The following is a 22084-nucleotide window of genomic DNA, read 5'->3' on the forward strand; positions in this document are numbered from 1 at the left end:
TTTGGAGAACGGAATGGAAAGACGAGACAACGCAAGCGTGATTGCGTTTGTATACGGCGGCTATCTGATGAGGTACATCTACCTCATCATCGTGGTGCCGTTTTACGGAAGAATGCTCGGCGTGTCCGAATACGGACGCGTGCTCGCGTCCATGTCGCTCATGAACGTGATATGGATGCTCGTGAGCTACGGATTCACCTTCGTCGGAATGCGGGAAGTCGCGAAGGCACATTCGGCACAGGAGTGCAATCCGATCTATTCGTTGCATGTAAGCGCACGGCTCATACTGGCCGTGTTGGGTGGCGCCATTGGTCTCGTTGCGACCATGTGCTCGCCGATTTTGTCGGAACGTCCTGTCATTGGCGTACTGGCGACGCTGCTCGGCATCGTGTCGGCGATGAACCTGGGATGGCTGTTTCAAGGGCGTCAGCACTTCCGCACGCCGATCATGATCGAGGTGTTTGGCTTCGCATTGAGCCTCATTCTGGTGCTGAGCTTCGTCAAGAAGCCTTCGGATTCGGTATGGGTGCTTGCGAGCCTGCTCATTGCCGGCGTCGCGTCATCGATCATTTCCTATGGCATCACCACTGCGCAAGTGGGACTGCCGCGCCTCAAGCTCGACGGCGTGATGCCGCTCATTCGCAGTTCCACGATGCTGTTCTGCTATTCATCGGGCTCGGTTGTGCTCACGGCGTCGTCCACCTATCTGTTGACGCTGTTGTCCACGCCCGCGCAGGTCGGCTATTTCGGCGCGGCCGAACGTTTCGCGACGATCGGACTGAGCTTGATGGGCCCCGCATCGCAAGTGTTCGTGCCCACCATCTCGCGGCAACTCGCACAGGGTGACAAGGAGGGCGCTCATGCCACGACCCGGCGAGGCGCGACGCTGCTGCTCGGGTACGGGCTGCTCGTCTTTTGCGGCGCATTGACACTCTCGCCCTTTGTGTTGCCGTTGATTCTCGGCGAGGCGTTCGAACCGGCGGCGCACGTTCTTCAATGCTTTGCATGGATGTTCCCGTTCGTCGCCTTCAGTGAATTCGTCGCGTTTTATGTGTTCGTGCCGCGCAAGAAAGATCGGCTGCTTGCAGTTGCGGGAGTGACCTCCGGTGTGGCCAATCTGGTTGCGGCGCTGATCCTTGCGCCGCGCTACGGCGCCATGGGAATGGCAATCGCACGCGTTATCGGGGAAGCGACGCTCGCGACGATCCTGATGGTCATCATGGTCCGCCTGGAACTGGTGGGTCTGGTGCCGGGCGCGCGGCGAGCAGCGGGGATGCTGGGGTTCGCCTGGGGCGCGAGCGGCACCAAAGACGAGTGAACCGGATTGCCGGATGTTGACCATCCGGCTCGTAAAATCACAGGAGGTTGAAGTGAAAGTCGCTATTGTTCACGATTGGTTGGTGGTTTCGGGCGGCGCAGAGAAGGTCTTGAAGAACATAATCGAGTGCTTTCCGAAAGCGGACATCTTCTCGATTGTCGACTTTCTCGAAGACCGCGATTGCGTGAAGGGCAAATCCGTCAACACGTCGTTTATCCAGAAGATGCCCTTTGCGCGTACCCGCTATCGGGCATATCTGCCCTTGATGCCCATCGCAATCGAACAGCTGGATCTCTCTGGATATGACCTCGTCATTTCGAGTTCGCACGCGGTGGCCAAGGGCGTGCTGACCGGACCGGACCAGATGCACATCAGTTATGTGCATTCGCCGATCCGCTACGCGTGGGACCTACAGCATCAGTACCTGCGCGAATCGCACTTGAATAAAGGGCTAAAGTCGATCATGGCGCGTGCGCTGCTGCACTATATTCGCGGTTGGGATTCGCGCTCGGCAAACGGCGTGGATCATCTGCTCGCGAACTCGCAGTTCATCGCGCGGCGTATCAGGAAAGCGTATCAGCGCGACGCCACCGTCATTTATCCGCCGGTCGATCTGGACAACATGGTGATGTGCACGCAGAAGGAAGACTTCTACGTGACCGCGTCGCGCATGGTGCCGTATAAGCGCATCGACCTGATCGTGCGAGCTTTTTCAAAGACGCCCGAGCGCCGTCTCGTGGTGATCGGCGACGGCCCTGAAATGAAGAAGATCAAGGCGCTTGCAGGACCGAATGTCGCGATTCTCGGTCACCAGCCTCTCGAAGTTCTGGTCGACCATTTGCGGCGAGCACGCGCATTCGTGTTCGCGGCGGAGGAGGATTTCGGCATTTCCGTGGTGGAAGCTCAGGCATGCGGTACGCCGGTCATTGCCTATGGACGGGGAGGCGCGCTTGAGTCGGTTGTGGGACTGCCCGCCGAGCAGCCCACAGGCGTTTTCTTCACCGAGCAGACGGATGAATCGCTATTGGATGCAGTCACGCGCTTTGAGCACAATGCGTCTGCATTCGAGCCGTGGAATTGCCGCAAGAACGCCGAGCGCTTCTCGACCGAGAACTTCAAAGCGGCCATTACGGAGTTCGTCGAGGCGCGGCTTCCGCGAAGCACGGTCGAACAGCCGCGTCCGTATCTTGTTCGCGAACGCGCCGTCGAGGAGCGTCATCTTGCGAGCGTGCGTTCTTGAACTAGAACGCGATATCTCACACGCCCTGCAAAAGCCATGACCGAGTGGGCATGGCTATGGATTTCAGGCGACCGCGTTTCAATCAGACGTTGAAGCGGCGCCTGATGTCCATAAAAGAGCGCACACACGAATAAAATACTCGCGCTCGACCACACCGGTTTCAATCGCTCGAACTCTGCGGAAAGCGCGGCACGCAAAAAGAACAGACCCACGAGCGCACCCAGAATCCAGCCTGAAATCACTTCAGGCAGCGAATGCGAAAGATCCATTACGCGCGCGATGCCGGTCAGCGCCCCAATTGCGAGACCCGACACAATACCGATTGACGGCGGCAGACGCCACCACTTGGCGTGCAGCGCGAGCGCGACCATCCACACTGACGTGGACAACATCGCGTGGCCGCTAATCATGCGGAAATCAGAACCCGGAAGCGATAGGCCCCAGCCGGCATAAATGATCTTGCTTGCGCCGACAATGCCGACGCCCACGGCGAGCGCCGCGACCCATCGGCAAGCCAGCTTGAAATTGAATCGTGCGAGCCAGAAGGCGCAAACAGCCGCAACGGGTAACGTAACGGCCGCATCGCCTATGTTGGTGAATGCATTCCACATAGGGTTCTCTTTGTTGTGGGTTTGCGCTACAGCGGGCGGAAAAGCCTGCCGCAGTAGCGCGTGTAGTTGTGTCTGCCCGGAGTCGGCCTGGTGTCTGTCTAGCGTATGTTGTAGCGCCGCTTATCGCGCTAGAACCTGTCAGACGCGCGAGCGGATCAGCGAGTTCCGCCGCTTGAATTCCGCCGTGATCGCATTGGCCGATTGCGATGCGAGCAGAAGAGAGATGACGAGAGACAGGATCAGTACATTCGAAGGCGACACGAGCCGGTGCTCGGTGGCTGCCATGACGAGCAGACAGATGGACGAGATTTCGACAAAGCGGAACGCCGCGAAGTTTTGTCCGCCTCCTACCAGCGCGGCCGCGGCCGCTCCGTGCTTGCTCCAGTCGACGAGCTTCCAGAAGAAGCTCAGTACGAGGAATAGACCCACCACGCCCGTCTCCGCAAGGAAGTTCAGATAGGAGTTGTGCGCGTGCGAATCGCTGTGTTCAACGGTGACGTCGGACGCGGCGCTAAACAGATGGAAGTACGGCGTAATCGTGCCGATGTGATCGTCGAACGAGCCGAAGCCGAGGCCTACGATCGGGCTCTGTTCGAAATAGGTGAGCGCGCGCGGCCACAGCCACTCATAGCGGATGTCGAGGTTGGCAGTCTTCGCATCCTGATTCTGAATGTTGAACGTGTAGCCCATGTAGTCGACGTTCGGGGCCGTGTGATATTGCGCCACCGCGAGAGAGCCGACAATCAGGCCGCCCATCAGTACACCCAGCATCCAGCGCTTGCGGCCAAAGAACAGATACGGCAGCACGGCAGCGGCGCCCAACAACGAGCCGCGGCTATAGGTTGAGAACAGCATCAGTCCGTTGATCGCGATCAGCGCGAGCAACAGCTTGCTGCGCTTCTGCAGATAGCACCCCACACCGAGGCAGAACAGCATGGCGAAGAAGCCGCCCGCTGCATTGCGCGCGATGAAGAAGCTGCCGAAGCTGTTATCCGGATTCGTGAAGATACTCAGCAGGCCGGTCGAGACGATGTAGTAAGCGTAGAGGGGAAGGTTGATCCCCACCGCAAAAATGAAGAATGTGCGAAGTACCTTGTTCAGATCGAGACGGTGGATATACAGGCACCCGGCAAAAATGGGAGCATATGAAATGAAGAAATTACCGTCGCGTCGGTAAAAGTCGAATTCCGTAAATGATTTCGGATCATAGAGCAGCGTGGAAATCGTAATGAGGACCGTCAACGCCGTAAGCGGCGTAATGAAGGCCGGATAGCGCCTGCCAAAAAAGCGCCATGAACAAAGGACAATTGGAACGAACCCAACCGCGCTCACCGGCACGAGATTCGTGACGGTCAGGAACAACGCAAGTAGCGAAATGTAAGCCATCGCGACTCCAGAGAAACGAATGGCGCACAGCCTGCAATGACAAGGCCGATCTGCGAACAGAGCCTGGTTGGAATGCGGCGCGCCGGCGTGAATGGGGCGAACCTGAACAGGATCGGGAATCCTACTTTTATGCGAATGCGATTTTTAATGCGCCTCTGAAGGTACCACGTGTGAGTACTGTTTTACACGCGCTGTTGCACATACAAACGTATTTGAAACACGATGTAAGTGCCACCGCACACAGAGGCCCCGTCGCTGGCCAAAACATCAACTGAATGCGCCACCATTGCTGTGCTGCAACGTAACGTGACTATGATTGATCACATCGAGTAAGTGCTTCAGTCGCATCGGCTTTCTGGCATCACGCCGAGGTTCTCAGGCCGTTCGCCTTTTTTCATGCGATCCGGTCGCCGTCAGACTACGAAAGTGTGACGCTCAAGGGGCGAGTCCCCCGGCGAGCACTCCTGCTTTCGCAGACCAGACGGCCGGCGTTGCCGTTGATGCGCACATCCTGTCATTGATCACATGTAAGACCAGAGCGGTGCCGACGCACAGAAGTTTCCGTCGGCTCTGATGCGATTAATCGCGATCTGGCTTGTATGTCTAGGAGCGATAAATGAATAAAATTTTTGCAACCGCCGCCGAAACGGACATCGAAGTTCAATATGATGCGTCATCCGCGTGCGCGCCGCTTGCGCAAGTGATTCTCGCAGGCGGCTCCGGCACGCGTCTGTGGCCCGTGTCGCGCGAGCAGTTCCCCAAGCAGCTCATCGACGTGATCGGCGAAAAGACCTTGCTCCAGGCCACGATGGGCCGCATGGAAGATTTCGGTTCGCAATGGACGGTGATTCCACAACCGGTCATTGTGTGCGGTGGCGAACATTATTTCGCAACTTCCGAACAGGCACGTGAAAGCGGCGTGAATGCGCGCATCGTGGTCGAGCCGGGCCGCCGCGACACGGCACCCGCGCTGACTCTTGCGGCGCTGGCCGCATCCGCCGAAGGTCAGGACGTCATTCTCGTCGCGATGCCCGCGGACCACGCCATTGCGGATCTGGACGCCCTTCACAAGTCCATCGAGATTGCGGCTCGCTATGCAGATGCCGGCGCGATTGCCACGCTCGGTGTTCCGCCTACCGTCGCCGACACAGGCTTCGGCTATATCCGCCTTGGCAACCCGCTGCAGGATGGCGCGCATCGCATTGAGCGCTTTGTCGAGAAACCCGCTCCCGAGTTGGCCGCGCAATATGTCGAGTCCGGCAAGTACTGGTGGAATAGCGGCATGTTCGTGGTGCGCGCGTCGGTCTGGCTCGATGTGATCAAACGCTTTCAGCCGCAGATTCACGAGGCCTGTGTGCGCGCATATGAAGGCGCCACGGTCACGGACGAATGCATCTCTCCGGACGCCGAGGCGTTTCTCGAATCGCCGTCCGATTCGATCGACTATGCCGTGATGGAGCATCTCGGCAAAGCCGATTCGCAGTTTGCGGGCGTCGTCGTTCCACTCAATGCCGGTTGGTCGGATCTCGGCTCGTGGGACTCCGTCTGGCAGGCAATGGAAAAGGACGAATTCGGCAATGCATCGAACGGACGTGTTCTGTTTGAAGGCGCGACTGCAACGTACGCACGTTCGCAAGGTGGCCGGCTGGTCGCTTGTGTCGGCACGAATGATCTGATCGTTGTCGAAACGGATGACGCCGTGCTCGTCGCGGATCGTTCGCATGTGCAGGAAATCAAGGGACTCGTCTCGCGCATCAAGGCCGAGAAATCGCCGGAAGCGGACTCGCACAGAAAAGTGCGTCGCCCATGGGGCTTTTACGATTCGATCGATCATGGCGACCGCTTCCAGGTCAAACGGATCGTGGTGATGCCGGGCGCGCGTTTGTCCTTGCAGATGCACCATCACCGTGCAGAACATTGGGTCGTGGTGAGCGGCACAGCGCTCGTCACGCGTGGCGACGAGCAGTTCATGCTGGGCGAGAACGAATCGACGTATATCCCGTTAGGCATTCGTCATCGTCTGGAGAATCCGGGGTGCGTGCCGCTTCAGATCATTGAAGTGCAATCCGGAACCTATCTCGGCGAAGACGACATTGTTCGATTCGACGACAAATATGGCCGGGCAGGTTGATCGACCGTGGCGAACCAGAGCGTATTCGAGGGGTCTGCTATGAGATTGATTACAGGTTTGCTGGCGAGAATGTTCGACGTGTCGATGATCCTGGGAGGCGCGGTCGTCGCCTCTCACATCCGCTTCGACGATCTGGCGCAACATCGTTTCTATCTGGCATTCGTCGCGTTTGCAGCGGCGTTTTCGCTTGCCGTGTTTCCCGCGCTGGGCGTTTATCAGTCGTGGCGCGGGCGCTCAAAACGAGTCCTTGTCGGGCAGGTCGCGCTGGGCTGGCTGGTCGTTCAGGCCTGCGCTCTTGCACTGATGTTCTCGCTGCATCGTATCGACTTTGTGTCCCGGCTATGGTTTGGATATTGGACGGGTCTCGCGGGCGGCGCGATGATTGCGGGCCGTCTGGTCACGCATGTTCTGCTCGGTCGCGTTCGGAATGCCGGCTTGAATCTTCAGAAGGTTGCGATTGCGGCCTGCGGAGAACATTGCGACGAGATTCTGGAGAAGATGGAAATGGAGCCGGCTGCGGGCTTTCGCCCCAATGCCGTCTATAACCTGCGCGCAGGCACGAAAACCACAACTTCCGTGCCGGTCTTCGAGCAGCGCGCCGCCTTTGCGAAGTACGTGCGCGAACAGCACATCGAAGAAGTGTGGCTTGCTCTGCCGTTATCGGAGGAGCGTGCGATTCTCGAGCTTGTCTCGGAGTTTCGCAATGATCTGATCAATGTGCGCTTTATGCCGGACGTTCGGGCCCTCGCACTCTTCGACGGCAGTGTGACTGAATTGCTGGGCTTCCCGACCATCAATCTCGCAGCGTCGCCCTTGCCGCCGAACGCAATGGTGAAGAAAGAACTCTTTGACCGTATTTTCGCGCTCGGTGCATTGATCGCGGTATCGCCGATTCTTCTGGCATGCGCAATCGCGGTCAAACTGAGTTCGCCGGGTCCGGTGTTCTTCAAGCAACGCCGCAAAGGCGCGGACGGCCGCGTTTTCCTGATCTACAAGTTCCGCAGCATGCGGCAGCATGTACAGAAGCAGGGCGTGCTCGAACAGGCCACGCGTGGCGACCCGCGCATCACACGCGTGGGGCAATTCTTGCGCCGCACCAGCCTCGACGAGCTGCCGCAGTTCTTCAACGTGCTGCGCGGTGACATGTCGGTGGTGGGTCCGAGGCCGCACGCTCTCGAACACGACGACCTGTATCAGGACATCGTCTCCGGTTATATCCATCGCTACCGGATCAAGCCCGGCATTACCGGATGGGCGCAGATCAACGGCTTTCGCGGAGAGACCGATCGCATTGAAAAGATGGAGGGCCGCGTCGCACACGACTTGTACTACCTACGAAACTGGTCGTTCGCGCTCGACGTCAAAATCATTTTCGCGACTGTATTCAAGGGGCTGCATCATCCCAACGCCTACTAACTGATCCGTTGGATCGAGGCCCTGCAATACGGTACAGGACACATGGGAGACGAAAGCGTTTATCGCTCGGCGGACTATGAACAAAATCAATATGGAAAGAGTAGTCAGACGTTCCCTCAAGGCAGTGGGGCAATACAAGTTCCACCGGGGGCACGCCGCAGAGGCAACACAGGTTCTCCGCTTTCTGGAGAACAAGAACGGGCGTGCTGATCCTGTCAATCTCAAGCTCGCCGATACGTATGCACACGACGTTTTCGGCGACGCGAAATACGCGCCCTGGCTTCGCGTTTACGCCGCGTTTACCGGGACGTTCAAGGAAGGCTGGATTCCGGACAATTACTATGGCTCTGTCGTAGTACCCAGCATGAAGGGCGGCTACGGCAAGATCTCCGATCTGAAGCCGATGTCGCGCGCTATCTTCGGCGGCGAGGCGTTTCCCGATCTCGCCTATTTCGCCAATGGACTGTTCTTTACGGACCGCAATGTCGTGGTACCGGAAGAGGAGCTCGAACGCGTCGTGTTTCGTCAGAGCGAGAAAGTCGTCTTCAAACTCGACGGCTCGGCGCAAGGCAAAGGCATTCACTTCTTCGACCGGACTTCGTTCGATCGAAAGCTGATCAAATCGCTCGGTAACGGCGTCATTCAGAAGTTCATCGTGCAGCATCCGGTACTGGCTGCATTCGCGGCGAAATCGGTTGCCACCTTGCGCTTCACCACCGTGGTGGACGATTTCGGCCGTATTTCTCTCCGCGCGTGCTTTCTGCGCATTGGCAGGGCGCGCGACACGCACATCAAGGTCGAAGACGAAGTGTGCGTGCCGGTCAATCTGATGACCGGCGAGCTGGCCCGCGAAGGCTTTCTCAGCGACTGGAGCGCGACTGACGAACATCCCGATTCAAAGGTGAAGTTCGCCGGCGTGAAGATTCCCGCGTTCGAGGATTGCGTCGATACCGTCCTGCAACTCCATGGCAAGATTCCGTTTGCGCGCTGCATCGGTTGGGACATCACCGTCGACGCCGACAGCAAGGTGCAAGTCATGGAATGGAACGGCGAGCACAACGACGTGAAATTCAGTGAGGCGACGCAGGGCCCATGTTTCTCGGACTTGAGGTGGGAACTGCTGAAAGCCGGGACTTTGTAATAGTCAGCGTGTAATAGTCAGCGCACTATTCAGCGCACTATTCAGCGGGCAACGAGACGGAGTCGCGCCGATGCGCGCGGCGGCCGTGGTGTAGCCCGTCGTGCCGGTGGCTCACGCTCGCGCAGCGCAAAGCGATTGATTCGCAGATTTTGCAGCAAATACCGCATAAAACGCAGCAGGCCGCTTCGTCGCAGAACATCTTGACGAGTTTTGCGCGACGCGTGAAGTCTCTCATCGGCGCCGCGCGGGTTGCATGACCGGGCGGTCATGCAACATCTGTCATGCAACACCCTTCAGCAGGCTAGTTCACGCCCAGCCGTTTCCCAATAGCCGTCTTTACGACCGGCACGCCGATTTGCAGAAGCTTGCGAAAACCCTCGTCGCGTCCCACCTTCTCCACGGCATTATCAATCATTGCCTGCATCACATTGGCCGGATAGAACTCCTGGAAGAGACTATTCGCGCCGATTCGCTCGAAGACGTGATGCAGGAATGAGCCGCGCGGCGGTCCGATCCGCTTGAACAGCCCCATTTTTACCACGCGGTTATTCCACAGATGCAGCGAGTAGGCATCGGAGCACAGTGACGCGCATTCGTTGAAGTACTGCGGCAGGAAGACTTTGTAATAGTCGTCGAAATGCACCGGATAGAACTCGCTTTCCGGCACGCCTGCCTTTACGCCATATACGCTGGTCAGCAAGCGCGGACCGGTGTCGCCCCATTTGATGTTGGTGCCCTTCATTGCTTCGATACGCTGCAGAAGCTCTTTCAGGCGCGAATCGGCGGGATCGAGCCGCAATATAGCAGTACAGATGCTCGTGGCCGACTCACGACCAATAATGTTGCCCGTTGTGCTGCGGTCGAAATCGCGCAGCAACAGCATGTCCGTATCTACCCAGATCTCGTCGGTTCTGGTGAACATCAGAAACCGGAAGTAGTCGGTGAAATGCGCCATTGACGGAATGCCGTCAATGGAAAAGGCGGTCAATGCGCTCGGCGGCACGATAGTGCTCGCGTCTTTCGCAATAATGCCTTTCGGCAGGTTCTTTACTTCGCTATAGCTATATAGAGCGACGTCACTGCCATATGCAGTGAACGAACTCAAACAGGCCACCTCGTAGGCGGAAAGTTCTGGGCCATGCCAAAACGACGCGAATCTTGCGTTACTCATGATCGATCCGTAGAAGGGGTTTCGGTGTGGCGGATGTCAAGCATCGCCTGAGAGGTATGAGCCCGCCACGCAGCAGGGTCAGTGGAGACTGTCAGCGCCACTGCCATTGGCGGGCATTTAGTCCGATATTAGACAACTCGGAAATGCAGGTCTCGCCGAAGGCCGGAAATGGTGGATAAATGTCGCTAATCGCTGAGTGCAATGGCCGGATATGAGGTGCGTCGGCGGCCTTATTTGCAGCGGACAATGAAAGGCGATGCGTGACGTCTCGCGCCGCCTTTAGCGGATTTAATGCAAGCCAGAACTGCCTCTGCCCGACAAAACGACATTGCCGGAGCTGTCTACGAGAACGACTGGCTCTTTTGTCGCGACCGGAGATTGTTCGACCGTGATCGGACTCGCCGCGTTCGTGCGGTCGATGGGCGCGATTCCGATCGAGGCGGCGCTGTCGAATAAAGAGAACTGCGTGGCAAGATAGTTTTGAACGCTTTCCTGTACTACGTCCAAGAGTTCGCTGCCGGTCTCTTCCGCAATAATCTCAACGTGTCCCCAATAGGCGCTAATCTTTTTGACCGCAGCCGGAAATTGCTGAAGTTGTAGCTCAATTACTGTACTGAAGGACGCTGAAAAAAGTGTCGCCTCGATAAGGGCCTGCTGTTCGGAAAGAGAGGTCTTGACGGTTTGCACATTCAATTCAACCAACTTTTCGAGGCCGGTGACGGCTTTCGCCGCAAACTCGTAGGCGGCGATTGTACTGCTTTCGTCGCGGATGTCGGGCCGATTCAGTGCAGCGACATTCATAAGGTGCTCCGTGTGAGTGCGAGTGGGTGAATTGCGCGGCAACGCGCCGTGGTTCAGCAAACGGTATGCCTTTGCGACGAGTGGGCTCGCACTAGCAGGCGCGCTGTTTGCTGCGGTTGCGTGAACTGCCGCTGAGCGGCGCTGACAGCATGCCGCACTGCAACGAGAAAGCAACGGCCATGCCTTGCACGCAGAAGGCGGAACCTGAATCGACCCTGAAGAGGAATAGAAAATTTGCCATGACGGTGCCCGATCTTTCTGACATCTACCGAAGTTATATTGCCTGCCTCAACAAGCAGGACTGGCAGAACTTGCCGCAATTCATTCATGACGACGTTTGCTACAACGGTGAGGGAATCGGCGTGTCGGGTTATCGGAAGATGCTGGAAAAAGACTTCAGCGAGATTCCGGATTTGCAGTTCAACATTGAACTGCTGGTGGCGGACCCGGCTTATATTGGCGCGCGGCTGCGCTTTAACTGCACGCCAAAGGGAAGATTTCTCGGCCTCGATGTCAACGGCCGAAAAGTGTCTTTTACGGAAAACGTCTTTTACGAATTTCGCGGAGAAAGAATTGGGCAAGTGTGGTCCGTCATCGATAAGGCGGCTATCGAAGCCCAGTTGTAGCAAACGCCGCGTCCGTCACTGCGCCGCCGAGTGCCTGAAATAACGCAGCCGTGTCGGTGAGCCGGTCTGCTTCGGCGCGCGTTTGATCGATTGCGGTCTGCAAGGCCTGACGTTCGGTGTCGAGGAGACTGAGCTGACTGATTCCGCCCGCTGCGTATTGCTGGCGCGCGATGCTCAAGCTGACTTGTGCTTGCTCTGCGGCTTCGGCGCGCGCTTGCAGTTCTTGCGCATCGTTCTGCAGAGCCGTTAGCGAGTCGGCAACTTGCTGCAAGGCCTCAAGCACGGTTTGCCGATAGCTCGCCAATGCTGCGTCATAGGCGGCGTGTGCGGCACGCTTCTTCGCGTGCAGTTCTCCGCCGTGAAAAATGGGTTGAGTCAGATTGAGTCCGATATTCCAGATGTTCAAGCCATTTACGATGTCGCGAACTCGCGTGCGCTCCGAGCCGATTCCCGCCGACAACGCGAATTGCGGATAGAGGTTCGCTGTTGCCACGCCGATATTCGCACTGGCCTGGTGCAGCAGCGCTTCCGACGCGCGTATATCCGGCCGGGCGCGAGCGAGCGTCGAGGGCAAGGTGAGCGGAATGTCCAAAGGCAAATGCAGCGTGTCAAGCGTGAGTTCGTCGAACTCTGCTTTCGACGGCGTCGTTCCGATCAGCGTTGCTAGCTGGTGATCGGCAGCGGCAAGCTGTGTTGCGAGCGGCGGCAACGAAGCGCGAGTCTGTGCAAGTAATGTGCGCTGGCTGCGCACATCGAGTTGCGACACGCCGCCGGCGACGAGGCGCGCTTCCATGATCGATAGCTGATGCGCTTGCGCATCGGCGAGAAGTTGCGTCAGCGCGATCTGCTGTTGCAACGAAGCGCGCCGCACAGCAGTCGACACGACGTTGCCCGCTATGCTGAGCCTCGCTGCATCCAGTTCATACGCTTCATAGTCGGCTTGCGCCATGCTTGCTTCGAGTTCACGCCGATGGGCGCCGAACATATCGAACGCATACGAAACGCTGACCGAGGCGTTAAACAACGAAAAAGGCCCGGGATTTTGCACATTCGGAATGCCGAATGCAGCGGGATCGACTTTCTGCCTCGCGCCGGAAAGCGTCGCGTCGACTCGGGGGAATTGCGTCGCGCCCGAAAGCGCCGTGTAGTTCTCGCGCGCTTCGATCAGTTTCGCCCGGGCTTGTGCGAGTGTCGGACTCTGGCGCAGCGCTTCATCCACGAGACGGTTGAGTGGGTCGGACTGAAATTGCAGCCACCACATGGGCAACGCGCTGGACGCGGTGGTGAACCTCTGTGCGGAACCTGCGGGCGCGTTGGAGGAGACGGTATGTGTGGGCAACCCGTCACGCGTATAGGTCTGTGCGTCCGGCGTCGCCGGCGCTTGAAAGTCGGGGCCGACTGCGCAGCCGCTCAGCGCGAGTGCGCCAAGCACAAGGTGTACTTTCATGGACGTTGCTCCTAGTCGAGCGTGCGCCGGTAAAAGCGCAGCGCGATCCCCATGACGATGGCAGTGAAGAGCGCCATGGGCCAGACGGAAGGCCACAAATCCGGCCAGCCGTCGCCCTTTAGCAGAATGCCGCGAATGAGCCGGTTGAAATAGGTCAACGGCAAAAGATCTCCAATGAATTGCGCCCATTGCGGCATGCCCGCAAAGGGGAACATGAAGCCGGAAAGCAGAATGTTCGGGAGAAAATAGAACACCGCGAGCTGCATGGCTTGCAACTGATTTTGCGCGAGCGAGGAGAGCGTGATACCCACGGTCAGATTCGCGGCAATGAAGAGCAATGCCGCGAGGTAGATGGCGACCGGACTGCCGACAAACGGCACATGAAACACAAAGCGCGTGGCAATGAGAATGATCGATGCCTGAATCAGGCCGATCGCCACATAAGGCACGATCTTGCCGGTCATCACCTCAATGGGCAGCACCGGCGTGGCGAGCAGGTTTTCCATTGTGCCGCGTTCGCGTTCGCGCGTGACGGCGAGGCCGGTCATCATCACAAGTGTCATTGTCAGAATGACGCCCATCAGCCCCGGCACGACGTTGTATTGCGTGATGCCTTCGGGGTTGTACAGATTGTGAACCTGCACGCCGAATGCGCTTTGCGTGCCGTTCAGATGCGCGAGCGGCCCCTTTATGTCCTTGTCCGCCACGGGTTGCACGAGGTTCGGCAGCGCGGCCACGGCGGCGTGCGTCGCGGTCGGATCGGTTGCATCGGCTTCGACCAGCAGTGACGGATGCTCGCCGCGCAGAAGCTTTCGCGAGAAATCGACGGGGATGTTCAGCACGAACTGAACGCGGCCTTGCGCAAGCGCGCGGCGTCCCGCTTCTTCGTCGGGCAGGGTTTCGACAATGTCGAAATACGCGGAGTGAGCCATGGCGGCGACAAAGCTGCGCGAGAACTCGCTCTCGTCGTGAACGACAATGGCGGTCGGCAAATGCTTGGGATCGGTGTTGATGGCAAAGCCGAACAGCGCGAGTTGAATGATGGGCACGCCGACGATCATCGCGAAGGTGACGCGATCGCGCCGCAATTGAAGAAACTCCTTCAGCACTACGCTCCACCAGCGCGTCAACGAAAAAACGGTACCTGTGCTCACGATCGCGCTCCGAAGTTGTCTTTCGAACGACTCATCAGGTAGATAAACACATCTTCGAGTCCCGTTTCTATGGGCTCCATGCGCAGCGAAGTGCCAGCCGTTGCCTGCCGGAGCGCGCGCTCCAATGCCGCGTGATCGCGCCCGCTCGCGTGCAGCGCGGCGCCGAATACGACGGTCTGATCCACGCCAGGCGTCGCGCGCAATTTCTCCGACAGTTCGCTCAGATGTTCTCCCTGAATCGACCACGTTGCTAGGTTTTGCGATTCGATGACCTCTGTGGAAGTACCTTGCGCGAGCAGCTTCCCGTAGGCGATATACGCGAGCTTGTGGCAGCGCTCGGCTTCATCCATGTAATGCGTGCTGACGAGTACCGAAATGCCGCGCGCGGCGAGCCGGTGCAGTTCTTCCCAGAAGTCGCGCCGCGCGGTGGGATCGACGCCGGCTGTCGGTTCGTCGAGCAACAACAGTTTCGGTTCGTGCAGCATGCAGGCGGCAAGCGCGAGACGTTGCTTCCACCCGCCGGAGAGCGAACCTGTCAGCTGATCTGCGCGGCTGTGCAGTCCGAGCGATTCGAGCGACTTGTCGACGGCTTCGCGCCGGTTGCGCATCTGGTAGATGCGCGCGACGAAGTCGAGATTCTCGCGGATAGTCAGATCTTCCCAATACGAAAAACGTTGCGTCATATAGCCGACGTTGTGCTTGATCTGCGCACTCTCGCGGCGAATGTCGTAGCCGAGGCATGTGCCGGTGCCGGAGTCGGGTGTGAGCAAGCCGCACATCAGACGGATCGACGTGGTCTTGCCGCTGCCGTTCGGCCCCAGAAAGCCGAAGATTTCGCCGCGCGCGACCTGCAATGTCACGTCGTTGACGACATGCTTGTCACCGAAATGTTTGTTGAGGTTATGTACGTCGATCGCGTACTCGTGTGCTTCGGCGCTCATTTCAATGTCACCGTGACCGGCTGACCGGGATGCAGCTTCGTTGCATCCGCAACGGAGGGCCGCGCTTCGATCATGAAAACGAGTTTGGCCCGGCTCTCGTTGCTATAGATAACAGGCGGCGTGTACTCCGCGTTATTCGACACGTAGGTGATTTTCGCCATCACGTCAGCTGCGCAGCCGTCGCAATGCAGCGCTATTTCGCGGCCCGGCGCGAGTCCGCCGACAATTGTCTCCGGCACGAAGAAGCGCGCCTTGATGTTTTGCGGCGGCAGTATCTGCACGACCGGATTGCCCGCGGGCACCCATTCGCCGACTCGATAAAGCGTGTCGTAGACGAGGCCATCCGCGGGCGCACTCACGCGCTTTTGTTCCAGCTTCCACCGCGCTTGCGCGACGAGGGCATCGGCGGCCGCGATTTGTGCCTGCTGCGCGGTGATCTGTTGCGAACGGCCAGGCAGGCGCGCCACTTCCACCTGACTCGTGAGTTCGCGCACTTGTGCCGACGTCACGTCCGCATTGGCACGCGAATCGTCGAGCTCCGCTTTCGAAATGCCACCGGCGCTGTACTGTGCTTCGTCGCGCGTCAATTGCAGCGCTGCTTTGTGCGCGTTCGCCGCGGCTTCGGCGAGTTGCGCGCGACTCACGTTGACTTCGGGCACGCGTTTGCCGGTTTGTATGTCGGCCAGTTGCGAGCGGGCGGCCGCGAGCTGGTGTTGGGCCTGATCGAGCGCGGCGGCTTCGTCGACGGATTCGAGTGAGAAGAGCGGTGCGTTCGCTTTCACGTTCGCGCCTCGCGCGACATTCAATTGCGTGAGCTTGCCCGCTTGCGATGAGCCGAGATAAAGATATTCGCCTTCTATATAGCCCTGATAGACATGTTGCTCGCGCTGCGAACATCCCGCGAGCAACAGACTCAGGATCAGCAGCAACGAACAGTGTCTGATTGAAGCGATTGAATTCATCATGGCTTGGTCCACTCGACGCGCCTTTTGCGAAGCACGTGTTCAGTAAGCAATCCATTCTCGACGCGAGAGATGCGGCACTCATGAACTTCACTGAGTGTCCGAGCCGCGAGGATGAAGTAGAATCGATAATATGTGAATTTGAATTCAAATTCAAACTAGTTCGAGCCGTGATTTTCCCTATGCCGACGAAACCACCGAAAAGCGTCACCGCCGCGAAGAAACGCGCCGCTACGACCAAACGTACGAAAGCGGCGAAGGCACCTCAAGCGGAGAAAAGATCAAAGCCGGTCACGCGCGCGACCCGTCAGGATGGCGCGGCGACCCGCCAGCATCTGCTCGATACAGCAGGTCAGATATTCGCCGCGCGCGGTTTCGCCGATGCCACCAGCAAGGAGATTTGCGAGCGTGCGGGCACGCCCATGGCGTCGGTGAACTATCACTTCGGCAGTCGCGAGGCGCTTTACGAGGCGGCGCTCGTGGAGGCGCACCGTCAGGTCGTGAGTCTCGATGAATTGACTGCATTGGCGCAAGGGCCGGGCGATCCACGGGAAAAGTTGCGCGCGTTGATCTCGCGGTTCATTGGTCTTTCAACGAGTGCCGGCGCGCCGTGGGGATTCATGCTGATGCTGCGCGAGGTGCTGTCGCCGTCACCCGCTATTCCGGCGCTGATTGAAAAGGCAGTACGTCCGAAGGCCGCGGTTCTTCTGGGACTTATCGGCGAAGCAATGCAATTGAATCCGCAAGAGCCGGTCGTGCAGCGAGCGTTGATGTTCACTGTACTGCCTTGTATTGCGCTGATGATTGCACCAAAACAGATGCAGGCGGCGCTTCTGCCCGCCGTTGCGAAAGACAGAAGCGCGCTCGCGGACGATTTCATTCGCTTCATGATGGCGGGACTCGATGCAATCGCCGCCGCGTACCGAACGCGAAAATAAGTCTGTTATTGCGCCGCTATTCGTCCATGTAGCATGCGCGAATCGGTGGTCGCACTGCAGTGCACCATCGCTGCCGGTGAGACATTTTTCTCAACCGCCAAGCAGCGCGTCAAGCGGCGCGAATGCTTACTACACTGGGCATGGCACGCTGCGTGTTGCTCCGGGCGCGGAGCGACTGACGCGTGTCGATGTGTCGAGCGCGCGAATGCCGGCGGCGAGGTTCGCGGCAATCTGCCCGAGCGCCCGACGATGAGCGGCCACGAGTGCATCGTCGCCGCCGCTCGCCGGTTCGCTGACGATGCTGCGGCACGTCAGCACCGTTTGATCGGACAACGCGCGCACGGTCCACACCGCGTCGATCAGCGCATGCGAGTCCGGCCAGGATTCGAAGCGCTGCACGCTGACGTTCACCCGATACACCGGCGCAGCGGCGGGCTGCAGAGAACGTGACACGTCGATCGCGTCGAGACGCTGCGTCAGGTCTTGCGAGAGCGCCTGGCGGATTTCGTCGGCGGGCAACGCGGCCCAGCGCGTTTGTTCGAGCACGTCCACCCGATTCGCGCTCGTGTGCACGACGAAAGCCGTTCGCGCGACTTGTGCAGGCATGTCGACGGGCGCGACTTCGATCATCAGTGCAGGCGCGGCGGTATTGCGCGCGGCGCCTGGTGTGGAGCCTCCGGCGAGCGTGTAAAAGCGGCTCGGCGGAGACGAACACGCGCTGAGCGCGAGTCCGGCGCAAGTTGCCAGCGCGGCCAACAGGGTGAGCATGCGACGTGAGCCGGCGCCGCGTCGTTGACGCACATTGTTCAGCGAATAGCGACTCATGGCTTGTCTTCCGTTTTGCCGCGCAAAAGCGCTTCGGGATGACGCTCGAGATAATCCGCGAGCGCGTTCAGCGACTGCAAGGTGCGCGTCAATTCCTGCATCGCCTGATGCACGTCGGCCTGGATCGGCGAGTCTTGCCGCAGCGTGGCTTCGGCTGAGCCGAAAGTCTGTTTCGCCATGGCGAGCGTGTCGCGCGCCTGCGGCATGATTTCCGTGTTGAGTTGCGCGAACAGCTTGTCGGCGTTTTCGAGCGACTTGTTCAGGTTTGTGCCGATCTGATCGAATGGAATACGCTGCAACTTCTTCGCGATGTCCGCGAGTTGGGTTTGCAACGCGTCGAGCGAGTTCGCAATAGTGGGTAACTCGATCGGGTCGCGGGTGACGTCGAACTTGACGCGCTCGGCTTTCGGAAAGATGTCGAGCGCGATATACAACTGCCCGGTCAGCAGATTGCCGGTGCGCAATTGTCCGCGCAATCCGGTCTCGACGAGATGCTGAAGCAATTGCTGGCTTTCCCCCGTTCCCGCTTCGGGAACCGGTTGTCCGTGGACTCGGCGCCTCAGGCGGTCGGGGTAGAGTTCGAGCGTCACGGGCATCGTGAAACTGTGCGTGCCGGGATCGTAGTCCACGCCAATGTCCGTGACCTGCCCGAGCACGATGCCGCGAAAATCGACCGACGCGCCCACGGACAATCCGCGCAGCGACTGATTGAAGTTCATCACGGCGCGCACTGGGATGCCGTCGGGTGCACGCAGCGCGTCTGCTTCGTCGGATGCGAGACGGAAGTTCGTGTAGTCGGCTGCTTGTGGCCCGGTCGCCTGGCCAGGCGGCGAGCGGAACGAGAGCCCGCGGATCAGGATCGACGTGACCGACTGCGTGTTGACCACGAAGCCGTTCGAATCGAGCCTCACGTTCACGCCGCTCGCGTGCCACCAGCGCGAATTGGTGCCGACATACTGGTCGTATGGCGCCGCGACGAACACTTGCATCGTCACGCCCTTGCCGTCCTTGTCGAGCGAGATGCCATACACCTGACCCACCTGCACGCGCCGGTAGAAGATCGGCGAGCCGATATCGATTGAGCCGAGCGAGTCGCCATGCAGCGTGAAGCGGCGGCCTTTCTGATCGCCGGTGACGGGCGGAGGCGCTTCGAGGCCGGCAAATTCGTTTTGCGTCTCTCGCGAGCGGCCCGCGTCCACGCCGATATAAGCGCCAGAGAGCAGCGTGCCGATTCCGCTGACACCGTTCGCGCCGACTCGCGGACGAACCACCCAGAAGCGCGTGTCCTTCACCGCGAAGTTTTCGGCCTGCTTGCTCAATTGCACGCCCACTTCGACATGCGAATGATCCTTTGAAAGCGTGATGGTTTTGACCGAGCCCACCACGACGTCCTTGTACTTGACCTGCGTCTTGCCGGGTTCGAGACCCTCGGCGCTGTTGAACGTGATCGTGATGGCCGGACCGCGCTCGGTGACGGACTTGACGACGAGCGCGACGCCGATGAGCGCCGCGATCAACGGCACGACCCACACGAGCGAGGGCAGCCAGCCGCGGCGCGGCTCGATGGCTGCCTCGGGCACATCCGGCACGTCAGGCGGCATCTCGGGGCCTTGCGGGCGATTCATAAAGTGTCTCCGTGAGCAGGGCGCGGCGCGCGTAGGCTGTGGCTTTCGACGTCGTCCCAGATGAGTCGCGGGTCGAACTGCATGGAGGCGAGCATAGTAAGGATGACTACGCAACCGAATGCGAGCGCGCCCGGTGCCGCGGTGATCACAGCAAGCGATTCGAAACGCACCAGCGCCACCGTCAGCGTGATGACGAATACGTCGAGCATCGACCAGCGGCCGATGCGCTCGACGAGGCGATACAGCTTCACGCGTTCCATCGGACGCCACGCCGAACGGCGCTGCGCGGTGGCGGCAAGCAATGCGAGCACGGAGAGCTTCAGCATCGGCACGAGAATGCTCGCGACGAATACGATGATCGCAAGCGGCCACGAGCCCGAGGTCCAGAAATAGATGACGCCGCTGATGATCGTGTCGTCTTCCGAACCGACCAGCGACGACGTGTGCATGACCGGCAGCAGGTTAGCCGGGATATACAGGAGTGCGGCCGCGATCAGCAGCGCCCACGTGCGCGAGAGGCTATCGGGATTGCGCCGGTGCAGCGCCGCGCCGCAACGCGCGCAATGTTGCGCGCCGTGGCGAGCCGCGTGCGACGCGACGCGTCCGCAGGCGTGGCAGGCGAGTAGTCCGGCATGCGAGGCCGTCAATGTATTCGTCTTCATGAGGTTGCCCGCTTCTTGTGTAATGAGCCGCGTCGGGCATGTGCGCCGATCGCCCCACGGCGCGCCTTGATCTCATCGGCCATATCCCAGAGCGTGCGCGGATCGAACATGACGACGAGCACCAGCATCAACGTGAGCGCGCCGAATGCAAACAGCGCGGCCTCCGGAATCACACGCGCGAGGCTCACCATCTTGACGATCGTGATCAGCACGCCAAGCATGAACACTTCGATCATGCCCCACGGCCGCACGAACTGAATGGCGCGCAGCACGCGGTTAAAGCCAGGCGGCACATAGCCTTGACGGATCGCGACCAGCACGTACAGCAGCGCGGCGAGTTCGGTCAGCGGAAACAGCGCGGTGGAGCAGAACACCATGGCCGCGACGATCCGCATGTCGGAGGTCCATAGCGTGGCGAGCGCGCCGATGAGACTCGTGCGCGAGGTCATGCCGCCGGTTTCCAGTTCGAGAATGGGAAACCCCTGGGCGATGACGAAGGTGAACAGGCACGCGAGTGTCAGCGCGCAAATGCCGTCGAGCTGGCGCGATGCGCTCCGATAGAGCAGCGCGCCGCAGCGCCGGCAATGCGCGGACGACTTGCCTTCCAGCCGCGGCTTGCGAAACAGGGCGTCGCATTCGTGGCAGGCAATCAGGTTTTCGTGGTTCATGCGGAAATAAGCTTTAAAGCCGGGCGATGACGGCGATGCGCGGCCGCCGTCATCGCTGCAAAACAGCGGGTGCATTCAAGGCTGCACGGGTTCCCATGACGAATCGGGATCGAACGATTTCAGCGCGGCAGCTCGCCGGGCCGAATCGCGACCGAGGTTCTTCTGATAAACCTGGCCGTCCTGATTAACGATGAAAGTCATCACACCCGTCTTGCTGTATTCGGCGGGCCATGCGACGAGGCCGTAGCCTTTCGTCATTGCGCCGTTCTCGATGTAGTTCAGCGCGCCGCTTTTTGCATGCGATCCCTGCGCGGTCAGCACGCGAAAGTGATAGCCGTGATATCCGTCTTTGTTGATCGAGCCGGTTTTAGGCATGGCGGCGGCGAGCGGGCCGAGCGGACTTTGCGCTTCGCCCGGCGCAGTGGGCCAATACAGGCCGTCATGCTGGCCCGGCGTGCTGAGCAGACGCTGCGCATAGCGCTCGGCCGACGCGTGATAGTCGCGCTGTGCGTCGAGATAGGCGAGCGAGGTCATCATCGCCGCGCGTTCGTTGCGGCCGATCCTGCGCGTCAGGATTTCATCGCTGCCCGTCACGGGATCGAAGCGCCAGCCGTTGGACGCCTCGACAAGCGGAATCGGCAAGGTCCAGCCGCTCGTGCCGACCGACAGGTGCTTGCTCGCGCGGCCGTGAAGCGGCGCGGTATCGTCGACGACATGGTGTCCCGCGGCCCACGCGCCGAGGAACGCGTAAATGTCTTCCTCGCCCACGTCCTTCGACGGGATGAAGCGGTTGTAGTTGTTGCCGAGCACGTGCTGCATGGCCGCGTGATCGTTGGTGGCGAGCGCGTCGGCGAATGCATCGGCGGCGGCTTCCGGCGTCGGATAGACCGCCTGGGCGTGCGCCGATGCAGCGCAGAAGAACAGCGCGGATACGGCGATCGCCGTGCCGGCGAGACGGCGGGAAGCGGGCAGTGCCGTGGCGTTCGCAAGGCAAACGCGGAAGGTTTGAAGGTGATTCATG

Annotated in this window: 20 protein-coding genes; 7 read left to right on the forward strand and 13 right to left on the reverse strand. The window is 59.6% G+C overall.

The features are described 5' to 3' along the window. Positions 1 to 13: 13 nt before the first annotated feature. Both VOM14_RS11340 and VOM14_RS11345 read left to right on the forward strand, forming a co-directional pair. A complete protein-coding gene (locus VOM14_RS11340; RefSeq protein WP_327628797.1) occupies positions 14 to 1318 on the forward strand; it encodes a lipopolysaccharide biosynthesis protein in 1305 nt (434 codons plus the stop codon). A gap of 52 nt (positions 1319 to 1370) precedes the next feature. Beyond that, entirely contained in the window at positions 1371 to 2558 is a 1188-nt protein-coding gene (locus VOM14_RS11345) for a glycosyltransferase family 4 protein (protein ID WP_327628798.1), read from the forward strand. Here the strand turns inward: VOM14_RS11345 and VOM14_RS11350 are convergent. Both VOM14_RS11350 and VOM14_RS11355 read right to left on the reverse strand, forming a co-directional pair. Next, positions 2534 to 3169, reverse strand: a complete 636-nt coding sequence (locus VOM14_RS11350; RefSeq protein ID WP_327628799.1) for a phosphatase PAP2 family protein — start codon at positions 3167 to 3169, stop codon at positions 2534 to 2536. The genes VOM14_RS11345 and VOM14_RS11350 overlap by 25 nt on opposite strands. 138 nt (positions 3170 to 3307) lie before the next feature. Next, complete coding sequence (locus VOM14_RS11355; protein ID WP_327628800.1) at positions 3308 to 4555, reverse strand: O-antigen ligase family protein; 1248 nt, start codon at positions 4553 to 4555, stop codon at positions 3308 to 3310. Between the two features lie 616 nt (positions 4556 to 5171). Here VOM14_RS11355 and VOM14_RS11360 point away from each other — a divergent pair. The 3 genes from VOM14_RS11360 (at position 5172) to VOM14_RS11370 (ending at position 9243) form a co-directional block, all read left to right on the forward strand. Continuing rightward, positions 5172 to 6686 (forward strand): mannose-1-phosphate guanylyltransferase/mannose-6-phosphate isomerase, encoded by a 1515-nt coding sequence (locus VOM14_RS11360; protein ID WP_327628801.1) that lies wholly within the window; start codon positions 5172 to 5174, stop codon positions 6684 to 6686. Between the two features lie 39 nt (positions 6687 to 6725). Further along, positions 6726 to 8102: an undecaprenyl-phosphate glucose phosphotransferase gene (locus VOM14_RS11365; RefSeq protein WP_327628802.1), complete on the forward strand. Its 1377-nt coding sequence runs from the start codon at positions 6726 to 6728 to the stop codon at positions 8100 to 8102. 76 nt (positions 8103 to 8178) lie between these two features. Beyond that, positions 8179 to 9243: a sugar-transfer associated ATP-grasp domain-containing protein gene (locus tag VOM14_RS11370; RefSeq protein WP_327628803.1), complete on the forward strand. Its 1065-nt coding sequence runs from the start codon at positions 8179 to 8181 to the stop codon at positions 9241 to 9243. Between the two features lie 301 nt (positions 9244 to 9544). Here the strand turns inward: VOM14_RS11370 and VOM14_RS11375 are convergent, their stop codons facing one another. Together VOM14_RS11375 and VOM14_RS11380 are read right to left on the reverse strand one after the other, a co-directional pair. Further along, complete coding sequence (locus VOM14_RS11375) at positions 9545 to 10414, reverse strand: hypothetical protein (protein WP_327628804.1); 870 nt, start codon at positions 10412 to 10414, stop codon at positions 9545 to 9547. Positions 10415 to 10702: 288 nt separating this feature from the next. Then, positions 10703 to 11215 (reverse strand): phasin family protein, encoded by a 513-nt coding sequence (locus VOM14_RS11380; RefSeq protein WP_327628805.1) that lies wholly within the window; start codon positions 11213 to 11215, stop codon positions 10703 to 10705. 239 nt (positions 11216 to 11454) lie between these two features. On the opposite strand from VOM14_RS11380, the gene VOM14_RS11385 reads away from it, so the two are divergent. Continuing rightward, entirely contained in the window at positions 11455 to 11841 is a 387-nt protein-coding gene (locus VOM14_RS11385) for an ester cyclase (protein WP_327629070.1), read from the forward strand. Here VOM14_RS11385 and VOM14_RS11390 read toward each other — a convergent pair. The 4 genes from VOM14_RS11390 to VOM14_RS11405 are packed head-to-tail and all read right to left on the reverse strand — an operon-like array spanning position 11822 to position 16348. Beyond that, positions 11822 to 13288: an efflux transporter outer membrane subunit gene (locus tag VOM14_RS11390; protein WP_327628806.1), complete on the reverse strand. Its 1467-nt coding sequence runs from the start codon at positions 13286 to 13288 to the stop codon at positions 11822 to 11824. The genes VOM14_RS11385 and VOM14_RS11390 overlap by 20 nt on opposite strands. Before the next feature lie 11 nt (positions 13289 to 13299). After that, positions 13300 to 14442 carry an ABC transporter permease gene (locus VOM14_RS11395; protein WP_327628807.1) on the reverse strand — a complete coding sequence of 381 codons (1143 nt, stop codon included), beginning with the start codon at positions 14440 to 14442 and terminating at the stop codon, positions 13300 to 13302. After that, entirely contained in the window at positions 14439 to 15383 is a 945-nt protein-coding gene (locus VOM14_RS11400; protein ID WP_327628808.1) for an ABC transporter ATP-binding protein, read from the reverse strand. Before VOM14_RS11400 ends, VOM14_RS11395 begins: the two co-directional genes overlap by 4 nt. Further along, on the reverse strand, positions 15380 to 16348 hold the full coding sequence (locus VOM14_RS11405) for an HlyD family secretion protein (protein ID WP_327628809.1): 969 nt from the start codon (positions 16346 to 16348) through the stop codon (positions 15380 to 15382). The genes VOM14_RS11400 and VOM14_RS11405 overlap by 4 nt, the downstream gene beginning before the upstream one ends. Before the next feature lie 179 nt (positions 16349 to 16527). On the opposite strand from VOM14_RS11405, the gene VOM14_RS11410 reads away from it, so the two are divergent. Continuing rightward, positions 16528 to 17283 carry a TetR/AcrR family transcriptional regulator gene (locus tag VOM14_RS11410; protein WP_327628810.1) on the forward strand — a complete coding sequence of 252 codons (756 nt, stop codon included), beginning with the start codon at positions 16528 to 16530 and terminating at the stop codon, positions 17281 to 17283. A gap of 129 nt (positions 17284 to 17412) precedes the next feature. Here VOM14_RS11410 and VOM14_RS11415 read toward each other — a convergent pair whose 3' ends face one another. The 5 genes from VOM14_RS11415 to VOM14_RS11435 all read right to left on the reverse strand — a co-directional run bounded on the left by VOM14_RS11415 (position 17413) and on the right by VOM14_RS11435 (position 22083). Next, positions 17413 to 18108, reverse strand: coding sequence for a PqiC family protein (locus tag VOM14_RS11415; RefSeq protein ID WP_442955534.1), 696 nt, complete (start codon positions 18106 to 18108; stop codon positions 17413 to 17415). After that, positions 18105 to 19733 carry a PqiB family protein gene (locus tag VOM14_RS11420; protein WP_327628811.1) on the reverse strand — a complete coding sequence of 543 codons (1629 nt, stop codon included), beginning with the start codon at positions 19731 to 19733 and terminating at the stop codon, positions 18105 to 18107. Before VOM14_RS11420 ends, VOM14_RS11415 begins: the two co-directional genes overlap by 4 nt. Further along, entirely contained in the window at positions 19730 to 20395 is a 666-nt protein-coding gene (locus tag VOM14_RS11425) for a paraquat-inducible protein A (protein ID WP_327628812.1), read from the reverse strand. Before VOM14_RS11425 ends, VOM14_RS11420 begins: the two co-directional genes overlap by 4 nt. After that, entirely contained in the window at positions 20392 to 21063 is a 672-nt protein-coding gene (locus tag VOM14_RS11430) for a paraquat-inducible protein A (protein ID WP_327628813.1), read from the reverse strand. The genes VOM14_RS11425 and VOM14_RS11430 overlap by 4 nt, the downstream gene beginning before the upstream one ends. A gap of 75 nt (positions 21064 to 21138) precedes the next feature. Then, positions 21139 to 22083, reverse strand: a complete 945-nt coding sequence (locus VOM14_RS11435; protein ID WP_327628814.1) for a DUF2950 domain-containing protein — start codon at positions 22081 to 22083, stop codon at positions 21139 to 21141. Between the last annotated feature and the right edge of the window lies 1 nt (position 22084).

It is taken from the genome of Paraburkholderia sp. MPAMCS5, assembly GCF_036016995.1.
GTDB lineage: Bacteria > Pseudomonadota > Gammaproteobacteria > Burkholderiales > Burkholderiaceae > Paraburkholderia.